The sequence below is a fragment of the Streptomyces sp. A2-16 genome (genome assembly GCF_018128905.1).
GTDB lineage: Bacteria > Actinomycetota > Actinomycetes > Streptomycetales > Streptomycetaceae > Streptomyces.
The window spans coordinates 8,869,179-8,890,858 of the sequence record NZ_CP063808.1 but is presented as its reverse complement, the minus strand read 5'-3'; the positions used below and the strand labels follow the sequence as shown (position 1 = coordinate 8,890,858).

Here is a 21,680-nt window from a genome sequence, read left to right as displayed (position 1 = left end):
GTTTTCCGTGCACGTCGTGTCAGCGCACGCTGCCCATGAGCTCCTTGACCCGGTTGCGGTACATCCACACCGCGACACCGGCGAGCACGGCGAGCGTGGCCTCCAGAGCCACCACGCCGGTCTTGTTGAGGTCGACCCCGGCGATGGACAGCAACCCGGTCGTCGCGTCACCAGCGGTCACCGCCAGGAACCAGACGCCCATCATCTGCGAGGCGTACTTCGCGGGAGCCATCTTCGTGGTCACCGAGAGGCCCACCGGGGACAGCAGCAGCTCACCCACGGTCTGCACGAAGTAGATCGCGACCAGCCACATCGCGGCGGCCTTGTGGCCACCGTCCGCGATGGCCAGCGGCGCGAGGAACACGAAGAAGGACGCACCGACGAGCACCAGGCCCGAGGCGAACTTCACAGCGGTGCTCGGCTCCTTGCCGCGCCGGTTCAGCGCCAGCCAGAACCAGGCGAAGACCGGGGCCAGCGCCATGATGAGGACGGGGTTGACCGACTGGTACCAGGAGACCGGGAACGTCCAGCCCAGGACGCTGTTCTCGGCGGAGGACTCGGCGAAGATCGACAGGGTCGAGCCGCCCTGGTCGTAGATCATCCAGAACACGGCCGCGGCGACGAAGAACCAGATGTACGCGGACATCGACTTCTGCTCGGTGCGGTCCAGGTCCTTGTCGCGCTTGATGTTGGCCAGGACCATCACCGGGATGATCACGCCGAGCAGGGTCAGCGGGACCAGGATCCAGTTCAGCGTGTAGTGGCCGGAGAAGCCGACGATCGCGTAGAAGACGACGGCGATGCCGGCCCAGATCGCGGCCTTGCGCAGGGTGGCGGCCTTCTCCACGGGGGACAGCGGCGTCGGGACGACGCTGGAGCGGTCGGCCAGGTGGCGGCTGCCGATCAGGAACTGGGCGAGACCCAGGGCCATGCCGACCGCGGCGAGGGCGAAGCCCAGGTGCCAGCTGACGTTCTCGCCGATGGTGCCGATGACCAGCGGCGCGGCGAAGGCGCCGAGGTTGATGCCCATGTAGAAGACGGTGAAGCCGCCGTCGCGGCGGGCGTCGTCCGGGCCCTCGTAGAGGTGGCCGACCATCGTGGAGATGTTGGCCTTCAGCAGACCGGAGCCGATCGCGACCAGGCCGAGGCCGGCGTAGAAGGTGCCCGAGGAGGGCAGCGCCAGCGTGAGGTGACCGAGCATGATCACCGCACCGGCGACGGCGACGGTCTTGCGGGGGCCCCACACGCGGTCGCCGAACCAGCCGCCCGGCATCGCGAGCAGGTACACCAGCGACACGTACACGGAGTAGATCGCGGTCGCGGTCGCGGCGCTGAGGTGCAGGCCGCCGGGGGCGACGAGGTACAGCGGGAGCAGAGCCCTCATGCCGTAGTAGGAGAACCTCTCCCACATCTCGGTCATGAAGAGGGTGGCCAGTCCGCGGGGGTGGCCGAAGAAGGCTGTGTCGGAACCGGGGGTGCCCGGAGTCACCGAGTCCTTCGTCAGGCTGGACGCCATGGTCGTTCCTTGCTGGTGGGGATTACCGCACACAAAAGAGACCTTCAGCGACAGATACGCGCCAAAGGTCCCCACGATGCGACAGGCATTGATTCACCATACGACAGGATACTGACGGAAATGGAAGGACTTGAGAGCTGAATCACAGGTGACCGAGGAACCGTACACCCGAAATCCAAGGCCCTTACAGGATTGGCACCCCACACTCACAGGTTCACACCGGATCCATGAAAGGTAAGAATCATGGGGTTGCGATCACACCCCAGCATCTGTCAAGAGCGGTCTACCATCAGCTCATGACCCGTGTACTGCTCGCCGAGGACGATGCGTCCATTTCGGAGCCGCTGGCCCGCGCCCTGCGCCGGGAAGGGTACGAGGTCGAGGTGCGTGAGGACGGTCCCACCGCACTCGACGCCGGAATGCAGGGCGGCATCGACCTGGTCGTTCTCGACCTGGGTCTGCCCGGCATGGACGGCCTCGAGGTGGCCCGCCGACTGCGCGCCGAGGGCCACGCCGTACCGATCCTCATCCTGACCGCGCGCGCCGACGAGGTGGACACCGTCGTCGGGCTCGACGCGGGCGCCGACGACTACGTGACCAAGCCCTTCCGGCTCGCCGAACTGCTCGCCCGGGTCCGGGCGCTGCTGCGGCGCGGCGCAGCCGAGCCGGCGCAGCCGCCCGCCACCCACGGGGTGCGCATCGACGTCGAGTCGCACCGGGCGTGGATGGGCGACGAGGAACTCCAGCTCACCGCCAAGGAGTTCGACCTGCTGCGGGTGCTGGTGCGGGACGCCGGCCGCGTGGTGACCAGGGACCAGCTGATGCGCGAGGTCTGGGACACCACGTGGTGGTCGTCGACCAAGACCCTCGACATGCACATCTCCTGGCTGCGCAAGAAGCTCGGCGACGACGCGGCCAACCCCCGGTACATCGCGACGGTACGAGGCGTGGGCTTCCGCTTCGAGAAGAGCTGAACCCCCGGGGCGTTGGTCGGGGGTATCCGTCTAGCAGGTAAGAGGACATGCGCCGTCGACTGATCCAGTCCACGCTCGCCGTGGTGCTCGTGGTGATCGCCGTCTTCGGCGTCTCCCTCGTCATCGTCGAGACCCGCACCATCAGCAACAGCGCTCAGGAGCGGGTCGACTCCGAGGCGATCCGGCTGGCCGGGATCGTGGACAGCCGGCTCTTCGCCGCGGAGGACGTGACCACCGAGATCCTGCGCGACCAGGTCGCGCAGGAACGGTACGCCGTGATCCGGATCCCCGGGAAGGATCCGATCGAGGTCGGCACCAGGCCCTCCGGTGAGGTCATCAGCTCCACCGAGAAGGGCGAGGAGGGCGAGACGGTCACCGTGCAGGAGCCGCGCTCCTCGGTGACCCGGGAGGTGGGCCGAACCCTCCTGATCATCGGGCTCGTGGCGCTGCTCGCGGTGATCGCCGCGGTGCTGCTCGCGATCCGCCAGGCCAACAAGCTGGCCTCGCCGCTGACCGACCTCGCCGAGACCGCGGAACGCCTCGGCTCGGGCGACCCGCGACCCCGGCACAAGCGGTACGGCGTCCCCGAGCTGGACCGGGTCGCCGACGTCCTGGACTCCTCCGCCGAGCGCATCGCCCGCATGCTCACGGCGGAACGGCGCCTGGCCGCCGACGCCTCCCACCAGCTGCGCACACCGCTGACCGCCCTGTCGATGCGGCTCGAGGAGATCACCCTCACCGACGACCCGGACACGGTGAAGGAGGAGGCGAACGTCGCGCTGACCCAGGTGGAGCGGCTGACGGACGTGGTCGAGCGGCTGCTGACGAACTCCCGTGACCCGCGGGCCGGCAACGCCGTCACCTTCGACCTCGACGAGGTCATCCAGCAGCAGCTCGCCGAGTGGCGGCCGGCGTACCGCAGTGCGGGCCGGGCGATCGTGAGCTCGGGCAAACGGCACCTCACGGCCGTCGGCACGCCGGGCGCGGTGGCCCAGGTGCTGGCCGCGCTGATCGAGAACTCCCTCATGCACGGCGGTGGCACGGTGGCGCTGCGCACCCGCGTCACCGGCAACCAGGCCGTCATCGAGGTCACCGACGAGGGACCCGGGGTCCCCGCCGACCTCGGCGCCCGCATCTTCGAACGCACGATCAGCGGCCGCAACTCCACGGGCATCGGCCTCGCGGTGGCCCGGGACCTTGCGGAGGCCGACGGCGGCCGCCTGGAGATGCTCCAGGCCCAACCCCCGGTCTTCGGCCTCTTCCTCTCCCGCACCCCCCTGAAGTCGACACCCCTGGACGACGACGAGCCCATGGTCCGCTGACCCACGGAGCCCCGCGCGCCACGACGGGGCCGAGTGCCGCCCCGACGGGGCCGACCTGGCGGGCGGGCCGTAGGGGCGTACGCCGGGGCGCGGGTCGCGCGGCTTCGAGGCGTGTGTCGGGCGGTGTGCGGGGCTTGTCGGCAGCCGGACGTGGGCGGAGCCCTGGGCCGGTTCGGGGCGCGTGGCGGGCGGGGCGCTGACGGCGTCGGTGTGCAGGGCCTGGCGGCAGTTGGACGTGGGGCGGGGCCCCGGGCCGGTTCGTGGCGCGGGCCGTGCGGCTTTGAGGCGGGTGTCGGGTGGTGTGCTGACGGGGGCGGTGCGCGGACGGGTCGATATCGCAGGGCCTCCCGGCAGCCGGGTCTGGCCCGGACCGGGCCGGTTCGTGGCGCGGGACGCTGTGCAGGCGCCGGATCGCCGAGCGGGAGGTCCGGGAGCGCGCGGGCATGGTGGGCGAAGCGGCTGGTGATCGCGCTGTCCGTCGACCAGGGGTCTGCGCCGTGGACCCACCGCCTCGATGCCGGGCGCGGGCCCTCGGCTTCGAGAGGCCTGTCGCACGGCGTCGGACGCCTGGGCTCCGGTCCAGCCGGCTTCTCGCGGTCCCCAGGGACGCTCAGGAGGGCCGGGCGCCGAGCCGGTGTCGGGGATGTCCCTCGGTGCGCCCGAGCCCGTGCGCGTGGACGGAGTTCAGAGCACCCGCTGCTTGGGCCGGGTCGGCTTGCTGCTCGCCGCCTGCTCCGCTTCCTCCAGGAAGGACTCCGCGCTCGCCACGGCCTCGCGGGCCGGGAGGGTCTTGAAGACCCAGCTGCGGTAGGACCAGAAGCGGAAGAGGGTCGCGATGCCGATGCCGACGAACTTGAAGATGTTGCTCTGCAGCGGGCTGTCCCAGCCGAAGCCGTAGGTGGCGGCGTACAGAATGCCGTTCTCGATGACCAGGCCGACCACGCTGAACAGCAGGAACAGGGTCAGTTCCTTCGTACGGCCGCTCTTGTCGCGGTCGCGGTACGTGAAGTAACGGAACCCTATGTAGTTGAAGATGATCGCCACGACCGTGGCGATCACGCTCGCCCGGACCACCGGAAGCTCGGTGAGATGGCGGACGAGGTTGAAGACGACGAGGTTGACGAGGAGCCCCGCGCCGCCCACCGCACCGAATTTGGCGACCTCGCGAACGATCCTTCGCAGCCCTGAGGAACCATGTCCCATGGTTGTACAGTCCCCCAGTCGGGTCGGTCAGTCGAGTGATTTCGTCAACTCACTCATGCTAACCATCCCCTCTACCCGTTGCCTGTGGATGAACTCACACACAGGGAAACAAGCTGGTAAGAGGACCGGTAAGAGGCGCGGAATCCGGCCGCCGTGGCGTGACCGATACCCTGTCGTCGTGACGTTCCCGGTAGTCGGCATGGTCGGCGGGGGCCAGCTCGCGCGTATGACACACGAAGCAGGCATCCCGCTCGGCATCAGGTTCAAGCTTCTCAGTGACACCCCTCAGGATTCCGCGGCGCAGGTGGTGAGCGATGTCGTCATCGGCGACTATCGCGACCTCGACACGCTCCGCGAGTTCGCGAAGGGCTGCGACGTGATCACCTTCGATCACGAACACGTACCCACCGAGCACCTCAGAGCCCTGGAGGCGGACGGCATCCCCGTGCGCCCCGGCCCCGACGCGCTCGTGCACGCCCAGGACAAGGGCGTGATGCGGGCGCGGCTCGACGCGATCGGCGTGCCGTGCCCACGGCACCGGATCGTGAGCGACCCGGCGGACGTCGCCGCGTTCGCGGCCGAGGGCGACGGTTTCCCCGTCGTCCTCAAGACCGTCCGCGGCGGCTACGACGGCAAGGGCGTGTGGGTGGTCGACTCCGCCGAGGAGGCCGCGGACCCCTTCCGGGCCGGAGTGCCCGTCCTCGCCGAGGAGAAGGTCGACTACGTCCGCGAGCTCGCCGCCAACGTCGTACGGTCGCCGCACGGCCAGGCCGTCGCCTACCCGGTCGTCGAGTCCCAGCAGGTGAACGGCGTCTGCGACACCGTGATCGCCCCCGCGCCCGAGCTCGACGAGGCCCTCGCGCTCAGGGCCGAGGAGATGGCGCTCAGCATCGCCAAGGAGTTGGACGTCGTCGGCCACCTCGCCGTCGAGCTGTTCCAGACCCGCGACGGCCGCATCCTCGTCAACGAACTCGCGATGCGCCCGCACAACTCCGGGCACTGGACGCAGGACGGCGCGATCACCTCCCAGTTCGCCAACCACGTCCGGGCCGTCCTCGACCTCCCGCTCGGCGACCCGCGCCCCCGCGCGAAGTGGACCGTCATGGTCAACGTCCTCGGCGGCGACTTCCCCGACATGTACTCCGCGTACCTGCACTGCATGGCCCGCGACCCCAAGCTGAAGATCCACATGTACGGCAAGGACGTGAAGCCCGGCCGCAAGGTCGGCCACGTCAACACCTACGGCGACGACCTGGACGACGTTCTCGAACGCGCACGTCACGCTGCCGGCTACCTGAGAGGCACGATCACCGAATGAGCCCCGTTGTTGGCATCGTCATGGGTTCGGACTCCGACTGGCCCGTCATGGAGGCCGCCGCGCAGGCCCTCGACGAGTTCGAGGTCGAGTACGAGGTCGACGTCGTCTCCGCGCACCGGATGCCGCGCGAGATGATCGCGTACGGCGAGCAGGCGGCCGAGCGCGGCCTGAAGGTCATCATCGCGGGGGCCGGCGGAGCCGCCCACCTCCCGGGCATGCTCGCCTCCGTCACCCCCCTCCCCGTCATCGGCGTCCCGGTGCCGCTGAAGTACCTCGACGGCATGGACTCGTTGCTCTCCATCGTGCAGATGCCGGCCGGCGTCCCGGTCGCGACCGTCTCCGTCGCCGGCGCCCGCAACGCCGGTCTGCTCGCGGCCCGCATCCTCGCCGCCCACGACGAGGAACTCCTCGGCCGGATGCGGGAGTTCCAGCAGGAACTGAACGACCAGGCCACCGAGAAGGGCAAGCGCCTGCGGTCCAAGGTCGAGGGCTCCAACGGCTTCGGCTTCGGCAAGTGACGGCCGCGGGAACGCTGGGGACGGCCCGGGAACTCCTGCGCGAGTTTCCGGTCGTCGACGGCCACAACGACCTGCCCTGGGCGCTGCGCGAACAGGTCCGCTACGACCTCGACGCCCGTGACATCGCCACGGACCAGTCGGCCCACCTGCACACCGACCTGGCACGCCTGAGGGCCGGCGGGGTCGGCGCGCAGTACTGGTCGGTGTACGTCCGCTCGGACCTGCCCGACGCGGTGCCGGCGACGCTGGAACAGATCGACTGCGTACGGCAGTTGATCGCGCGGTACCCGGCGGAGCTGCGGGCCGCGCTCACCGCCGCGGACATGGAGGCGGCGCGCGCACAGGGCCGCATCGCCTCGCTCATGGGGGCCGAAGGCGGTCATTCGATCGCCAACTCCCTTGCCACGCTACGCGCGTTGTACGCGCTCGGCGTGCGCTACATGACCCTCACCCACAACGACAACGTGGACTGGGCGGACTCGGCGACGGACGAACCCGGCGTCGGAGGGCTCTCGGCCTTCGGCCGCGCGGTGGTCCGGGAGATGAACCGCGAGGGCATGCTCGTGGACCTCTCGCACGTGGCGGCGACGACCATGCGGGACGCGCTGGACGCGAGCGAGGCGCCGGTGATCTTCTCGCACTCCTCCTCGCGCGCCGTGTGCGACCACCCGCGCAACATCCCGGACGACGTCCTCGAACGCCTGCCGTCCAACGGCGGCATGGCCATGGTGACCTTCGTCCCGAAGTTCGTCCTCCAGGCCGCCGTCGACTGGACGGCCGCGGCCGACGAGAACATGCGCGAGCACGGCTTCCACCACCTCGCGACGACCCCCGAGGCGATGAAGGTGCACCGCGCCTTCGAGGAGCGCACCCCGCGCCCCGTCGCCACGGTCGCGACGGTCGCCGACCACCTGGACCACATGCGCGAGGTGGCCGGCGTGGACCACCTCGGCATCGGCGGCGACTACGACGGCACGGCCTTCACCCCCGACGGCCTGAACGACGTCTCCGGCTACCCGAACCTCATCGCCGAGCTCCTGGACCGCGGCTGGTCGCGCACCGACCTCGCCAAGCTCACCTGGCAGAACGCGGTGCGGGTACTGGGCGCGGCGGAGGACGTGGCACGCGACCTCCAGGCCACGCGGGGGCCGTCCAACGCGACCCTCTCCGAGCTCGACGGCTGAGCTCCCGCGGCACCTTCGACCTGGTGGCGGGGCGGCCCACGGCGCCCGGACGGCCGTACCCCCGAACGCCCCGCCCACCAGGAAGCCCCTCGCGCTCCGTGCGACGGTGACCGTACGGCGATCAGGAAGATCACGACGTACGGAGCCCGTCATGGCAGATCTCCAGGACGAACTGCACCCCCCGGCCGGCGTCGAGGAGCTGCCCCAGCTCTTCGACGCCGTGCCGGAGCTGTACACGCCCGTCTCCGACCCGGACGCCGAGCCCCTGGAGCGCGCCCGCGCGATTCTCGCCGCCCACCCCGTCGCCGACGGTTACAGCGGACTGCCCTGGGCCCTGCGGCACCTGCCCTGGTTCGACCTGGAGCTCGGCGAGAGCGCCGTGGACACCGATGTGCCGAGGCTCAGGGAGGGACACGTGGGCGCCCTGATGTGGTCGCTGCACCTGCCCGAGGGGCTCGACGGGGACCGTGCCGTCGGCGCCACCCTGGAGCAGCTCGACCTGGTGAAGACGGTCGTACGGAACCATCCCGAGGGGCTGCGCCTGGCCCGCACCGCGGGGGAGACCACCGACGCCCGCAACTGCGGACGCGCCGCCGTCCTGCTCGGCCCCGCCGGTGCCGCCGCCCTCGGCGACTCGCTCGGCATCCTGCGCTCCCTGCACGCTCTCGGTCTGCGCGCCCTCACGCTGTCCGGGGTGTCCTGGGCGAGCGAGGCCGGGCTCACCCGGTTCGGCGAGGAGGTGCTGCGCGAGATGAACCGGCTGGGAGTCCTCCCCGACCTCTCCGGTGCCTCCGAGGCCACCATCCGGCGGGCCCTCGCGGTGTCCAAGGCGCCCCTGCTGTTCACCCGCTCCGCGGCCCGCGCCCTGCGCCCCCACCCCGCGAACCTGCCCGACGACCTGCTCGCCGAGCTGGGCGCCGCCAAGGGCCTGTGCATGGTGCCGCTGACCGCCGAGCAGACCGGCCCGACGGTCCGGGACGTCGCCGACCATCTCGACCATGTGCGCGCGGTCGCGGGCGCCGAGTGCGTGGGTCTGTCCGGCACCTACGACGCCGGCACCGCCCACCCGCAGGAACTCGGCGACGCCTCCTGCTACCCGCACCTCGTCGCCGAACTCCTGCGCCGTGACTGGGACGAGGCCGACCTCGCGCTGCTGACCTGGGGCAACGTCCAGCGGGTGCTGCGCGAGTCCGACTTCACCGCGAGAGCGGCACAGCAGCGACGCGAGCCGTCCACCGCGAAGATCGCCGGGCTGGACGGCTAGCGGACGGCGCGGTGCGGGACCGATCCGGTGGCGGGTGGGACGGCCCGGCCGGGCGGCCCGGCGATCTTCGCGGTGCGGAATCGATCCGGTCACGCGTGAGCGCGAGCCCGGGCGGCCGGCCGGCGCCGCCGCCCGGGGCTCAGGGCCGGTCCGGCACGGGTCGCCTCGGCGGATCGCCGGACCGGCGGATGACGGCCGGCGCTACACCGGGTCGATCCGGCAGAGGCAGAAGGGGTGGCCGGCCGGGTCCGCGTAGACCCGGAAGTCCTCCTTGTCCTCGGCGTGCAGCAGCCGCGCGCCCAGCTCCAGCACCCTGGCCTCGGCCGCGTCGATCTCCTCCCATGTGGACCCGCCGTCGAAGTCCAGGTGGAACTGCTGGGAGTTGCGATCCGCCCGCGGCCACTCCGGCGGGGTGAGTCCCGGCGCGCTCTGGAAGGCCAGCCGGGGGCCGCCTGGGACGCGCAGGACGACCCAGTCGGGGTCGTCGTCCTCCGGGGTGCCGCCCACGATGCCGGCGTAGAAGCGGGCGAGCGCGCGGGGGTCGGGGCAGTCGAGCACGACGGAACGGAAACGTGCGACGGTCACGAGAGCTTCCTCCTGTTCGGCGGGCGGTTCAGCAGGCGCAGAGGCAGAACGGGTGCCCCGCCGGGTCGGCGTACACACGGAAGGTGCGGGAGCGGTCCTCGGTGTCCAGCGGCTTCGCCCCGAGGGCCAGCACCTCCTTCTCGGCGGCGTCCAGGTCCGGGACGGTCAGGTCCAGGTGGAACTGCTGCGAGGCGTCGGCCGAGGGCCACTTCGGCGGTACGAAACCGGGGGCGGCCTGGAAGGCCAGCGACGGTCCGGCCGGGGTCTTCAGGTCCACCCATTCGCCCTCCCCCTCGACGGTCCCGCCGAGGACACCGGCGTAGAACCCGGCGAGCGCGCGGGGGTCAGGACAGTCCAGTACGACGGCTCCGAGCTCGGCTACGGCCATGGCTTCCTCCTTGAAGCGCGGTTACCTGTAGAGGCGAGTAACCAGTAACGGTTACCGCATGCTCCCGCATCGGGGGTAACGTCGCAAGGGAATTCCCTAGCTAGGTGGCCTGCAGTCATGAGTGAGAGATCGCCCGCGCCCGGGGGGCTGGTCCTGGTCGAGTCCCTGGTCAACACGGTGGATCTGGAGTCGGGCGCCGACGCGCTGGACTCGGCGGAGGGGCGGGCGCGGTTCCGGATCGCCGAGGGGGAGCTGGCGCAGGCGCGTGAGCTCCGGGAGTCGCTGCGGGTCGCTCTGCTGGCCCACGCGGGACACCCGCCGCACCGCGCGGTGACGCCGCTGGGGGAGCTGCTGGCGGGCGCGCCGCTGCTGCTCACGGTCGCCGAGGCCGACGGCGCGGCCGCCCTCGCTCCCGCCGACGCCGGGCCGCTGCTCTCCCGCGTCGCCGCCGCCGTCGCCGAGTCACTGGTCGCGGGGACGTGGAGCCGCCTGAAGGCCTGCGAGGCCGTGGACTGCCACTGGGCGTACTACGACCGGAGTCCGGCGGGGCGGGGCCGCTGGTGCTCGATGCAGGTGTGCGGGGCGCGCGCCAAGATGCGGCGGTACCGGGCCAGAGGGTGAGAGGACGGGGAGTGAGAGGACAGGGTGACGGGTGTCATCCCCAACTCCTCGGAAAGCGGTTCCCGAAATGTGGCGGGGGTGTGGAGAATGGCCGTGGACGCCGTTCCGGCCGACTGAGCCTCGGCCGGAACGGCGTTCACCCATGAGACATGCCCGCGCGGACGCCGTCCTGCGTCCGGAGCCGCCCGTCCTCAGGCCGTCGGCCGCCCCATCGCCCGGTACGTCCAGCCCGCCTTGCGCCACAGGGCCGGGTCCAGGGCGTTGCGGCCGTCGAGGACGACCTTGGCCGCCGCCACCTCGCCGAGGGCCGCCGGGTCCAGTTCGCGGAACTCACGCCACTCCGTGAGGTGGAGCACGACGTCGGCGCCCCGGACCGCGTCCACCGCGGTGTCGGCGTAGCCGAGGGTGGGGAAGAGGCGGCGGGCGTTGTCCATGCCCTTCGGGTCGTAGACCGTGACCTGACCGCCCTGGAGGTGGATCTGCCCGGCGACGTTCAGTGCGGGCGAGTCCCGGACGTCGTCCGAGTCGGGCTTGAAGGTGGCGCCGAGCACCGCGACCCGCTTGCCGAGGAACGGCCCGCCGCCCAGTATCTGCCGGGCCAGCTCCACCATCTGACCGCGCTGGCGCATGTTGATCGAGTCGATCTCGCGCAGGAAGGTCAGCGCCTGGTCGGCACCGAGCTCTCCCGCACGGGCCATGAAGGCGCGGATGTCCTTCGGCAGGCAGCCGCCGCCGAAGCCGATCCCGGCCCGCAGGAACTTCTTCCCGATCCGGTCGTCGTAGCCGATGGCCTCCGCCAGCTTGGCCACATCGCCGTCCGCGGCCTCGCACACCTCCGCCATCGCGTTGATGAAGGAGATCTTGGTCGCCAGGAAGGAGTTCGCGGAGGTCTTCACCAGCTCGGCCGTCGGGAAGTCGGTCACCACGAACGGCGTGTCCTCGCCGAGCGGCGTCGCGTACACCTCGCGCAGCAGCTGCTCCGCGCGCTCGCTGCGCACACCGACCACGATCCGGTCCGGGTGCAGCGTGTCGTTCACCGCGAACCCCTCGCGCAGGAACTCCGGGTTCCAGGCCAGCTCGGCGTCCGCGCCCGCGGGGGAGTGGTCGGCCAGGTAGCGGGCCAGCCGGTCGGCGGAACCGACCGGCACCGTCGACTTGCCGACGACGAGGGCGGGCCGGGTCAGGTGCGGGGCGAGCGAGGCGATCGCGGAGTCGACGTACGACATGTCGCAGGCGTACTCGCCGTGCCGCTGAGGGGTGTTCACACACACGAAGTGCACGTCACCGAAGGCGCCCGCCTCGGCGAAGTCCATGGTGAAGCGGAGCCGGCCGGTGGAGCCCTCGATCCCGGCGACATGCTTGCGCAGCAGGTCCTCCAGGCCCGGCTCGAACATCGGGACCTCGCCCCGCTGGAGCATCTCGATCTTCTCGGGCACCACGTCGAGCCCCAGCACCTCGAACCCGAGCTCGGCCATGGCCGCGGCGTGTGTCGCGCCGAGGTAGCCGGTGCCGATCACGGTGATCTTGAGGGCCATGGAGACTCCAGACGGGGGGACGGGCCTGTGCGCGCCCGAGCATAGTCGGAGCGTCTGGCGGGCATTTTTCCCGCTGTCGCCAAGCTCACGTATCACTCCCGTGGGCGGACCCCTAAAATTTGAGTTACTTAACGGTAATTAGCGCAGGCAATGCAGCGTCCTTGGAGCGTGAGAGACCTTGGCCGGATCGGCTGACTTCGACCTGTACCGCCCGTCCGAGGAGCACGACATGCTCCGGGACGCCATCCGTTCGCTGGCGGAGGCGAAGATCGCGCCCTACGCCGCCGCGGTCGACGAGGAGGCCCGCTTCCCGCGCGAGGCGCTGGACGCACTGGTGGCGAACGACCTGCACGCCGTGCACGTCCCCGAGGAGTACGGCGGCGCGGGCGCCGACGCGCTCGCCACGGTGATCGTGATCGAGGAGGTCTCGCGCGTCTGCGTCTCCTCCTCCCTGATCCCCGCGGTGAACAAGCTGGGCTCCCTGCCGGTGATCCTCTCCGGCTCCGAGGAGCTGAAGAAGAAGTACATGACCCCGCTCGCCAAGGGCGAGGGCATGTTCTCGTACTGCCTCTCCGAGCCCGACGCGGGCTCCGACGCGGCCGGCATGAAGACCAAGGCGGTCCGCGACGGCGACCACTGGATCCTCAACGGCGTCAAGCGCTGGATCACCAACGCGGGCGAGTCCGAGTACTACACGGTGATGGCCGTGACGGACCCCTCCAAGCGCTCCAAGGGCATTTCGGCGTTCGTCGTCGAGAAGTCCGACGAGGGCGTCTCCTTCGGCGCCCCGGAGAAGAAGCTCGGCATCAAGGGCTCCCCGACCCGCGAGGTCTACCTCGACAACGTCCGCATCCCCGCCGACCGCATGATCGGCGAGGAGGGCACCGGCTTCGCCACCGCGATGAAGACCCTGGACCACACCCGCATCACCATCGCGGCCCAGGCCCTCGGTGTCGCGCAGGGCGCCCTCGACTACGCCAAGGGCTACGTCCAGGAGCGCAAGCAGTTCGGCAAGGCCATCGCCGACTTCCAGGGCATCCAGTTCATGCTCGCCGACATGGCCATGAAGATCGCCGCCGCCCGCGCCCTGACCTACCAGGCCGCGGCCGCCTCCGAGCGCGGCGACAAGGACCTCACCTTCCAGGGCGCGGCGGCCAAGTGCTTCGCCTCGGACGTGGCGATGGAGGTCACCACGGACGCCGTCCAGCTCCTCGGCGGCTACGGCTACACCCGTGACTACCCGGTCGAGCGCATGATGCGCGACGCCAAGATCACGCAGATCTACGAGGGCACGAACCAGGTCCAGCGCATCGTCATGGCGCGCAACCTGCCGTAGCGCGCAACCTGCCGTAGCCGGTCCGACCGGCCGACGACCGAGCCCCCGGACGTGTTCCGGGGGCTTTTGTCGTGATGCGGGTGGGGTGTTTCGGGGTGGATTGTTGGCGTCCGCCCGATGGCGCCCGGCGGGGCAGGGGCGTAGGACGGAAGGACACGGGGCCCGCCCCGGGCTCCCGCGTCCCCCAGGAGGAGCCATGACCCAGGCCGAGAGCATGTCCGCGATGAGCAAGGAGATGCAGGACTGCGTGGCGGCGTGCATGGAGTGCCACAGCGTCTGCGAGGAGACCATGAGCTCCTGCATGCAGATGGGCGGCCAGGGGCAGATGCCGATCATGCGCGCGCTCATCGACTGCGCCGACATGACTCGCATGTGCGCGGACATGATGATGCGCCGCTCGCCCATGTCGGCGGAGATGTGCGCGATGTGCGCCAAGGCGTGCGAGATGTGCGCCGAGGCGTGTATGTCCATGCCGGACGATCCCCAGCTGATGCGCTGCGCCGAGGCGTGTCGCCGCTGCGTGGAGACCTGTCGGGCGATGGCGGGCATGGCGATGTGACACCGGCCGGCCGTGGTCGGGGGCACCCTTCTGGGTGCCCTCGACCGTGCCTTGGGCAGGCTGGCGCCATGACTGATGCGACGGAGACCTTCGACGCGACCGAGCGGACGATGTGGTCGGGGCGGACCGAGGCGTACGCGGGCAGCTTCGCACGGCTGTGCGCCCACCCCGTGGAGACCCTGCTGGATGCCGCCGGGGTCGGGGCGGGAACGCGCGTCCTGGACGTAGGCACCGGCACCGGTACGGCGGCTTCGGCCGCGGGGGCGCGCGGGGCACGGGTGAGCGCGGTGGACGCCGACGCCGGAATGGTCGCGGCGGCCCGGACCGCGGGGGTCGACGCCCGGATCGGCGTACTGCCCGAACTTCCTTACGCGGACGCCGAGTTCGACGCCGTCGTGGGCAACTTCGTCCTCAACCACGTCGGCCGTCCCCGCACCGCGCTGGCGGAGCTGCGGCGGGTGCTGCGCCCGGGCGGCACGACGGCCCTGACCGTGTGGGCCGGAGGCCGCCAGAGCGGCATGGAGCTGCTGGGACGGGCCTGCGAGGCCGCGGGGGCGGTACCGCCCGACCACCTGCCCCGCCTCGCCCCCGAGGAGGACTTCGGCCGTACGGCGGAGGGGTTCGCGGCGCTGCTCGCGGAAGCCGGCCTCGCTGACGTCCGGTGCGCGGAAGTGGTCTGGGAGCACCGCCCCAGCGCCGAGGAGTGGTGGAGCGGGGCCGCCGCGGGCATCGGCACCATCGGGCTGATCGTCACCTCGCAGAGCCCCGAGACCGTCGTACGGATCAGGCGGGAGTACGACCGTCTCGCGGCCGAGTTCGCCGACGGAGAAGGCCGGTTGGTGCTGCCGTACACCGCGCTGCTCGGCTCCGGGCGGCGGGCGTAGGGCGGTGGGCGCAGGCCGGACATGACGAGAGGGCCGGCCCGCCGGACCGGCCCCGCACGGTGACTCCTCGCCCTCAGTTGCCCGTGACCGTGACCTTCTCGTCGTTGTTCAGCTCCTGCACCAGCTGCTTCACCTTCGCCTTGTCCCAGACGAGGTTGCCTCCGCTGGACCCGGAGATCGGCATGTTCAGCGAGGTGCCGTCGCCGCCGTTGACGCCCTTCATCGCGAAGAACATGGACCCCAGGTCGTACAGGCCCATGTCCTTGTCGACGATGAGCGAGTCCAGGCCCGCGCCGAGCGTCGGGTAGAGCTTGAAGGGGTTCAGGACCGTGGCGGGGGTGGCCACCTGGTGGGCGAGGGCCGCGAGGAACTTCTGCTGGTTCTTGGTGCGCTGCAGGTCGGACGCGGCGAACGCGTGCCGGGTGCGGACGAAGGCGAGCGCCTGGTCGCCGTTCAGCTTCTGCTTGCCCGCCTTGAAGTCGGCGCCGGAGTACTTGTCCTTGAAGCCCTTGTCGATGTCGATCTCGACCCCGCCGACCGCGTCCACGATGCTCGCGAAGCCCGCGAAGCCGATCTCGACGTAGTGGTCGATGCGCAGCCCGGTGTTGAACTCCACCGTGCGCACCAGCAGCTCGGGCCCGTCCTCGGCGTACGCGGCGTTCAGCTTCACGTGCCGGCCCGTGCCCTTGTACGTCTTGCCGGACTCGGAGCCCACGAAGGTCGGGATCTCCACGTCCGAGTCACGCGGCAGCGAGATCAGCGTGTCGCCGTTGCTGCCGGTGTGCAGGATCATCATCGAGTCGGTGCGCTTGCCCTCGGCGGAGCCGGTGTGCAGCTGCTTCTTCTGCTCCGAGGAGAGCCCGGCGCGGCTGTCCGAGCCGACGATCAGGTAGTTGGTGCCGTCGCCCTGCTCCGGCCGGTCGATGACCTTGGACAGGTCGACCTCGCGGTTGAGCTTGGAGTCGGCCCAGAAGTAGGTGGAGACGGTCGTCACGATCAGCCCGGTGATCACGACGATCGCGGTCCACTTGATCCGCTTGCGCCAGTTCGGCGCGGGCCGCGGACCCCGGCCGCCGGCCGGGTCGCCGGGGCCGTCGTAGCCACCGCCGCCGGGGCTGCCGTAGACCTGACCGGTGTTGTAGCCGCTGTCGTAGTCACCGCCGTAGCCCTGGCCGTCGACGTACGACGGCTGCTGCTGCGGTACGCCGTTGCCGTACGGCGGCGCGGACGGGCCCTGGCGGCCGTACGCGCCCTGCCCGGGCGCCGCCTGACCGCGGCGGACCTGCCGCATCACGCGGGCGCTCTCGGGCTGTGCGCTCGCGCTGCCGCGTCCGTACCGGTCTCCGCGGTTGTCGCCGGACCATCCCTCGGGCCAATCGTTCATGCGCCCCAGTGTGCCGGTACCTGCTGTGCCCTATACAAGGGTCGTCGGAAAATCAGGGCAGCGCTGTTGCCAAGCTGACACAAATTCCCGGATTGTCATCACGGCATAGGGTGGGGGCATGACAGACCAGGCCACCGCCACCCCCGCCGAACCGGGGACTCCGGAGATCCCGGGCAAGCCCACCTCGGCGTCCCGCACCACGCTGAGCCACATCATGACCCAGGCCGACACCAACCTCCTCGGTACCGTGCACGGCGGCGTGATCATGAAGCTTGTGGACGACGCGGCGGGCGCAGTGGCCGGGCGGCACAGCGGCGGGCCCGCGGTCACCGCCTCCATGGACGAGATGGCGTTCCTGGAGCCGGTCAGGGTCGGTGACCTCGTCCATGTGAAGGCCCAGGTCAACTGGACCGGCCGGACCTCGATGGAGGTCGGGGTGCGGGTTCTGGCCGAGCGCTGGAACGAGTCCACGCCCGCCACCCAGGTCGGCTCCGCCTACCTCGTCTTCGCCGCGGTCGACGCCGGGGGCAGGCCGCGCCGGGTCCCGCCGGTGCTCCCGGAGACGGAACGCGACAAGCGCCGCTACCAGGAGGCCCAGATCCGCCGCACCCACCGCCTGGCACGCCGCCGGGCGATCATGGAACTGCGCGAGAAGCGAGCAGCGGAGGGCTTCGAGGACTGACAGGTCGCCGCCCCTCCTCCCCACCGCCTCCGGCGCCGGTCCTCCGCTCCGCACGGGCGCGGTCGGTGCATGCGGGCGCATTCCCGCACCAGCACCGTCGTCCCGGCCCGCGCACCCACCCCCGACGCCGTACCGGGCACGACGAGGGTCCCTCGATCTCCGCGCGCCGGGCCGCGGCCTCCGGGCGGGCGCGTGCCCGCTGCCGCGGCGGACCCGGACTCCGGCTCCTCGCCTACGCGCAGCCGACCTCGTCCCCCGTCACCACTCCGAACTCCCCCTGGAGCTCGTCCTCGGCGCGGACCTTCCGTACGCGTTCGAAGTCCGTGCCCGCGATCACCTTCAGCACCGCCCCCTGGCCCTTCACCGCCCGCAGCTCGCTGCCGGGCAGGGCCGCCGACAGGGAGCGGGCCGAGCGGTCCCAGCGGGGGTCGTAGGCGACGACCGTGCGCTTGACGGTGTGGTCGGCGGAGTTCACCGGGTTCCCCGTCGTGCGGAAGCCCGTCGACGCCAGCGCCGCGTCGACCCGCTTGCCGAGGCCGCCGGTCGCCGTGCCGTTCTCGACCTGGACGCGGATCTGCTGCGGGGCCACGGGGACGAGGAGCGCCTTGCTGCGCGGCTTGTACGCGGCCAGCGGCTGGTCCTCGCGCAGCGACTTGAACAGCCGCGCCGACTTCACCGGGTCCCACTTCAGGGTCGACCCCACGCCCTTGACGGCGTATCCCATCTGCCCGATCGGCACGGTCGTGAACTCCGACGAGGAGGGGGAGAAGTTCCGCATCGCCCGGCCCAGGTCGAGCAGCTCGTCCGTGCCGAAGCCCTTGTCGGCGCGCACGGAGCCGAGCACGGCCCGGGTCACGTCGCGGAACTTCATCGGGTTCAGCAGGATCCCGGACGACGTCGCCCGCTCGATCAGCGCCGCGAGGAACCGCTGCTGCCGCTTCATCCGGCCGAGGTCGGAGGAGCCGTCGGCGTGCCGGGAGCGGACGTACTGGAGGGCCTGCCCGCCCATCAGCCGGTGCCGGCCCGCCGCCAGGTCGAGGCCGGTGTACGCGTCCTTCAGCGGGTCGGCGTTGCAGATCTCGACCCCGCCGAGCACGTCCACCGTCTTCATGAAGCTGGTGAAGTCGACCTCCAGATAGTGGTCGACCTTCACATGGGTCATGCTCTCCACGGTCCGCACGGTCAGCTGCGGGCCGCCCTCCGCGTAGGCCGCGTTGAGCTTGATGGGGTGCCCGTGGTGCCGTTCCCCCGTGGTCCCGTCGACATGCGCCGGCGTCATCGCGTACGAGTCCCGCGGCAGGCTCACCACGCTCGCCCGTTCCCGGTCCTCCGAGATGTGCACGATCATGATCGTGTCGGTGCAGTGGCAGGGCGCCCCGCCCAGCCGGTACTTCTGCCGTTCGGCCTCGGTGATCCTGTCGCGCCCGTCGGTGCCGACCAGCAGCACGTTCATGCCGTGCCCGGCGCGCGGCCGGTTCTTCATGTCCTTGAAGGGGTCCACGCGTGCGATGTCCGCGTCGAGGCTGGTCATCACCGCGTGGCCGATCCCGGCGGAGGCCAGCACGACGACGGACAGCGTGGTCGCCGCCCGCATGGCCCAGCGGGGCCGTTTCCGTCGTACGGGTGGCCGGGCGGGCCGGCGCTGCGGCGGGCGGGGACGGGTGGCGGAGGGGCGGGGCGGTGTGGCGGGCATGGGGGGACACCTCCGCGAGGAACAGCCGAACGAGGGATCCTGAGCACCGTAGGCCCATACGATCTGCGACGACCGGCACCGCCCCGGGCGGGGCGCATCGGTGTCCCCCGTTCGCGGTAACGTGAGCCCCCTATGAACGCCAAGCCCGATGTGCGGCTCCCCGCCGTATCTGTGATCATGCCCGTCCTCAACGAGGAGCGGCATCTGCGCGGAGCCGTCCAAGCGATCCTCGCGCAGGAGTACGCCGGTGAGATGGAGGTCGTGATCGCCCTCGGTCCCTCCACGGACCGCACGGACGAGATCGCGGCCCGGCTCGTGGCCGAGGACTCCCGCGTCCACACCGTCCCGAACCCCACCGGCCGCACCCCCGCCGCCCTCAACGCCGCGATCAAGGCCTCCCGCCACCCGATCGTCGTCCGCGTCGACGGGCACGGCATGCTCTCGCCGAACTACATCGCCACCGCCGTACGGCTCCTGGAGGAGACCGGCGCGCAGAACGTCGGCGGCATCATGCACGCCGAGGGCGAGAACGACTGGGAGCACGCGGTCGCCGCCGCCATGACCTCGAAGATCGGTGTGGGCAACGCGGCCTTCCACACCGGCGGCGAGGCCCAGCAGGCCGAGACGGTCTACCTCGGTGTCTTCCGGCGCGAGGCGCTGGAGCAACAGGGCGGCTACAACGAGGAGTTCATCCGCGCCCAGGACTGGGAGCTCAACTTCCGGATCCGCGAGGCGGGCGGGCTCATCTGGTTCTCGCCCGAGCTCAGGGTGTCGTACCGCCCGAGGCCGAGCGTGAAGGCCCTCGCCAAGCAGTACAAGGACTACGGCCGCTGGCGGCACGTCGTCGCCCGCTACCACGAGGGCTCCATCAACCTGCGCTACCTCGCCCCGCCGACCGCCGTGTGCGCGATCGCGGCCGGGATCGTGGTGGGCGCCGCGCTGACCCCGCTCGGCTTCGTGATCCCCGGCGGCTACCTCGCGGCGATCGTGCTGGGCTCGCTGCCGGCCGGCAAGGGCCTCCCGCTGAAGGCCCGCCTCCAGATCCCCGTCGCCCTCGCCACCATGCACATGTCGTGGGGCTACGGCTTTCTGACCAGCCCGCGCTCCCTCGCGAAGCGGGTCATCGCCTCGCGCCGGCCCGCGGTGCTGAACGAGGCGTGAGTCGCATCACCAGGTGAACCCCGGGTTGACGTGCATGCAGGCCGACTCGTCCGCCCCGTTGAGGGCCTCAGCCGTCTTCGGGGTGGTGTCGTCCTTCTTGGCCGCCCTGTACGTCGTACCCTCGCGCCAGTCCGCTCCCACGACGAGCGTGACCCCGGAGACATCGGTCGACTTCTTCACCGAACTCAGCGGAATGCCCAGGGACTTGGCGACCGCCTGGGCATCACCCTCCAACTCGGCGCTCGGGTAGCGCACAAGCGTCTTCGCCTCGGTCAGGGACCCCGTCCGGTCGGAGACCGCCTTGTCGTAGCCCTTCTCCGCCAGCAGTCCGGCCACCGTGCTCGCGCGGCCGCTCGCCGCGGCCAGGGCGCTGGTGCGGGTGCCGTTCTGGACCAGGACCCCGATCTCGTCCTTGGCGGCGGCCGGGTCGGTGGAGGACTCCTCCGCCTTCTCGGCGGTCGCCTTCTTCGCGTCCTTGCCGTCCAGCGCGATGTCCTCGCGCACCAGCCGGAACAGCTGCTCGGCGTCCTCGGTGGGCTCCACGCGCGCGCCGACGTATCGGTTCGGCATGGTCGTCATCGTGATGCGCTCCGGCTCGACCTTGCGCAGTTCGTTGCTGAGGTCGTAGAGCTCCTTCACGGTGCCGAGCCCCGAGTCGACCGTGATGGCCCTCGTGGCCTGCTCGGCGAGCTTGCGCAGCTTGTTGGGGCTGCTCAGGGTGGCGTTGGCACGCAGCTCGCGGACCATCGAGTTCATGTACATGTGCTGGGCCTTGGCGCGGGCGAGGTCGCTGCCGTCCTCGAAGCCGTAGCGGGTGCGCAGCCACTGCAGGGCCTGCTTGCCCTTGACGGAGGTGGTGCCCTCCTCGAGCTTCAGGCCGGAGCCGTGCCCCTGGCTGTCCCGCGACAGGATGTTGGCGTCCACGCAGACCGGGACACCGCCGATGGCGTCGGCCATCGACACCACGCCCGAGAAGTCGACCATCATGAAGTGGTCGATGTGGATGCCGGTGAGCTCCTGCCAGGTGGCCACCGTGCAGCCCGGGCCGCCGTGGCCGAGGCTCTGGTTGGTCATCGCCCGCCCGTTGCTCGCCGCGTACACCTTGCCGTCGTCCGGATCGGTGCACTTGGGGATCTTCACGAGGGTGTCGCGGGGCATGCTGACGACCGAGAGGTTGGTGCGGTCGGCGGACAGGTGCAGCAGCATCTGCACATCCGCGAGCGGGGTGGAGCCGAAGGTCTCCCTGGCGCCGCCGAGTTCCTGGTTCTCCTTGCTGTCGCGGGCGTCGGACCCGATCAGCAGGATGTTCAGCGGGGTCTGGCCCGCCGCGTTCGGCGTCGGCTCGGCGACCTTGTTGTCGCCCAGGTTCAGGTCGTCCTGCTCGATGTTGGAGTTCAGGTGCCGGTAGTAGAGGTAGCCGGTCCCGGCCACCGCGAGTATCAGCACCGACAGTGTGGCCGCGGACCATCTGAGCACCCGGTGCTTGCGCGGCGCCCTCCGACTGCCGGGTCCGCCGTCCGCCTCTGTCTCCGGAGCGACTTCCTGCACGCTGT

The 21,680-nt window shown here is 70.9% G+C and carries 20 protein-coding genes; 12 read left to right on the top strand and 8 right to left on the bottom strand.

The window, feature by feature from the left end:
* Positions 1–19: 19 nt before the first annotated feature.
* Entirely contained in the window at positions 20–1,516 is a 1,497-nt protein-coding gene (locus tag IOD14_RS39805; protein WP_123989737.1) for an oligopeptide:H+ symporter, read from the bottom strand.
* Positions 1,517–1,812: 296 nt separating this feature from the next.
* Between IOD14_RS39805 and IOD14_RS39800 the strand changes: the two genes are divergently transcribed.
* The gene (locus tag IOD14_RS39800; RefSeq protein ID WP_007382513.1) at positions 1,813–2,490 is read left to right on the top strand and encodes a response regulator transcription factor; all 678 of its coding nucleotides are present in this window, start codon (positions 1,813–1,815) and stop codon (positions 2,488–2,490) included.
* A gap of 47 nt (positions 2,491–2,537) precedes the next feature.
* Entirely contained in the window at positions 2,538–3,812 is a 1,275-nt protein-coding gene (locus IOD14_RS39795; protein WP_123989736.1) for an ATP-binding protein, read from the top strand.
* Between the two features lie 684 nt (positions 3,813–4,496).
* Here IOD14_RS39795 and IOD14_RS39790 read toward each other — a convergent pair.
* Complete coding sequence (locus IOD14_RS39790; protein WP_212672832.1) at positions 4,497–5,015, bottom strand: GtrA family protein; 519 nt, start codon at positions 5,013–5,015, stop codon at positions 4,497–4,499.
* Between the two features lie 178 nt (positions 5,016–5,193).
* Between IOD14_RS39790 and IOD14_RS39785 the strand changes: the two genes are divergently transcribed.
* From IOD14_RS39785 to IOD14_RS39770, 4 genes are all read left to right on the top strand, one after another.
* A complete protein-coding gene (locus tag IOD14_RS39785) occupies positions 5,194–6,333 on the top strand; it encodes a 5-(carboxyamino)imidazole ribonucleotide synthase (RefSeq protein ID WP_123989734.1) in 1,140 nt (379 codons plus the stop codon).
* Between the two features lie 20 nt (positions 6,334–6,353).
* Positions 6,354–6,851, top strand: coding sequence for a 5-(carboxyamino)imidazole ribonucleotide mutase (purE, locus tag IOD14_RS39780; RefSeq protein ID WP_123992682.1), 498 nt, complete (start codon positions 6,354–6,356; stop codon positions 6,849–6,851).
* The gene (locus IOD14_RS39775; protein WP_123989733.1) at positions 6,848–8,035 is read left to right on the top strand and encodes a dipeptidase; all 1,188 of its coding nucleotides are present in this window, start codon (positions 6,848–6,850) and stop codon (positions 8,033–8,035) included. Before purE ends, IOD14_RS39775 begins: the two co-directional genes overlap by 4 nt.
* A 151-nt stretch (positions 8,036–8,186) precedes the next feature.
* A complete protein-coding gene (locus IOD14_RS39770) occupies positions 8,187–9,299 on the top strand; it encodes a dipeptidase (protein WP_123989732.1) in 1,113 nt (370 codons plus the stop codon).
* A 201-nt stretch (positions 9,300–9,500) separates the two neighbouring features.
* Here the strand turns inward: IOD14_RS39770 and IOD14_RS39765 are convergent, their stop codons facing one another.
* Together IOD14_RS39765 and IOD14_RS39760 are read right to left on the bottom strand one after the other, a co-directional pair.
* Complete coding sequence (locus tag IOD14_RS39765) at positions 9,501–9,884, bottom strand: VOC family protein (protein WP_123989731.1); 384 nt, start codon at positions 9,882–9,884, stop codon at positions 9,501–9,503.
* A 28-nt stretch (positions 9,885–9,912) separates the two neighbouring features.
* Positions 9,913–10,272, bottom strand: coding sequence for a VOC family protein (locus IOD14_RS39760; protein WP_123989730.1), 360 nt, complete (start codon positions 10,270–10,272; stop codon positions 9,913–9,915).
* A 117-nt stretch (positions 10,273–10,389) separates the two neighbouring features.
* On the opposite strand from IOD14_RS39760, the gene IOD14_RS39755 reads away from it, so the two are divergent.
* Positions 10,390–10,893, top strand: a complete 504-nt coding sequence (locus IOD14_RS39755; RefSeq protein WP_212672831.1) for a CGNR zinc finger domain-containing protein — start codon at positions 10,390–10,392, stop codon at positions 10,891–10,893.
* A 191-nt stretch (positions 10,894–11,084) separates the two neighbouring features.
* On the opposite strand, the gene IOD14_RS39750 is transcribed toward IOD14_RS39755, so the two are convergent.
* Positions 11,085–12,428 carry a UDP-glucose/GDP-mannose dehydrogenase family protein gene (locus IOD14_RS39750; RefSeq protein WP_123989728.1) on the bottom strand — a complete coding sequence of 448 codons (1,344 nt, stop codon included), beginning with the start codon at positions 12,426–12,428 and terminating at the stop codon, positions 11,085–11,087.
* A 178-nt stretch (positions 12,429–12,606) separates the two neighbouring features.
* Here IOD14_RS39750 and IOD14_RS39745 point away from each other — a divergent pair, with 178 nt between their 5' ends.
* The 3 genes from IOD14_RS39745 to IOD14_RS39735 all read left to right on the top strand — a co-directional run bounded on the left by IOD14_RS39745 (position 12,607) and on the right by IOD14_RS39735 (position 15,207).
* Positions 12,607–13,764, top strand: a complete 1,158-nt coding sequence (locus tag IOD14_RS39745; RefSeq protein WP_123989727.1) for an acyl-CoA dehydrogenase — start codon at positions 12,607–12,609, stop codon at positions 13,762–13,764.
* Between the two features lie 196 nt (positions 13,765–13,960).
* Positions 13,961–14,323, top strand: a complete 363-nt coding sequence (locus IOD14_RS39740; RefSeq protein ID WP_123989726.1) for a four-helix bundle copper-binding protein — start codon at positions 13,961–13,963, stop codon at positions 14,321–14,323.
* 68 nt (positions 14,324–14,391) lie between these two features.
* On the top strand, positions 14,392–15,207 hold the full coding sequence (locus IOD14_RS39735) for a class I SAM-dependent methyltransferase (protein WP_212672830.1): 816 nt from the start codon (positions 14,392–14,394) through the stop codon (positions 15,205–15,207).
* A gap of 73 nt (positions 15,208–15,280) precedes the next feature.
* Here the strand turns inward: IOD14_RS39735 and IOD14_RS39730 are convergent, their stop codons facing one another.
* Positions 15,281–16,591: an LCP family protein gene (locus IOD14_RS39730; protein ID WP_123989724.1), complete on the bottom strand. Its 1,311-nt coding sequence runs from the start codon at positions 16,589–16,591 to the stop codon at positions 15,281–15,283.
* Between the two features lie 118 nt (positions 16,592–16,709).
* Between IOD14_RS39730 and IOD14_RS39725 the strand changes: the two genes are divergently transcribed.
* Positions 16,710–17,273: an acyl-CoA thioesterase gene (locus tag IOD14_RS39725; protein WP_123989723.1), complete on the top strand. Its 564-nt coding sequence runs from the start codon at positions 16,710–16,712 to the stop codon at positions 17,271–17,273.
* A gap of 232 nt (positions 17,274–17,505) precedes the next feature.
* Here the strand turns inward: IOD14_RS39725 and IOD14_RS39720 are convergent, their stop codons facing one another.
* The gene (locus tag IOD14_RS39720; protein ID WP_123989722.1) at positions 17,506–18,966 is read right to left on the bottom strand and encodes an LCP family protein; all 1,461 of its coding nucleotides are present in this window, start codon (positions 18,964–18,966) and stop codon (positions 17,506–17,508) included.
* 132 nt (positions 18,967–19,098) lie between these two features.
* On the opposite strand from IOD14_RS39720, the gene IOD14_RS39715 reads away from it, so the two are divergent.
* Entirely contained in the window at positions 19,099–20,127 is a 1,029-nt protein-coding gene (locus IOD14_RS39715) for a glycosyltransferase family 2 protein (protein ID WP_212672829.1), read from the top strand.
* A 6-nt stretch (positions 20,128–20,133) separates the two neighbouring features.
* Here IOD14_RS39715 and IOD14_RS39710 read toward each other — a convergent pair whose 3' ends face one another.
* The gene (locus tag IOD14_RS39710; protein ID WP_212672828.1) at positions 20,134–21,675 is read right to left on the bottom strand and encodes an LCP family protein; all 1,542 of its coding nucleotides are present in this window, start codon (positions 21,673–21,675) and stop codon (positions 20,134–20,136) included.
* Positions 21,676–21,680: the final 5 nt, after the last annotated feature.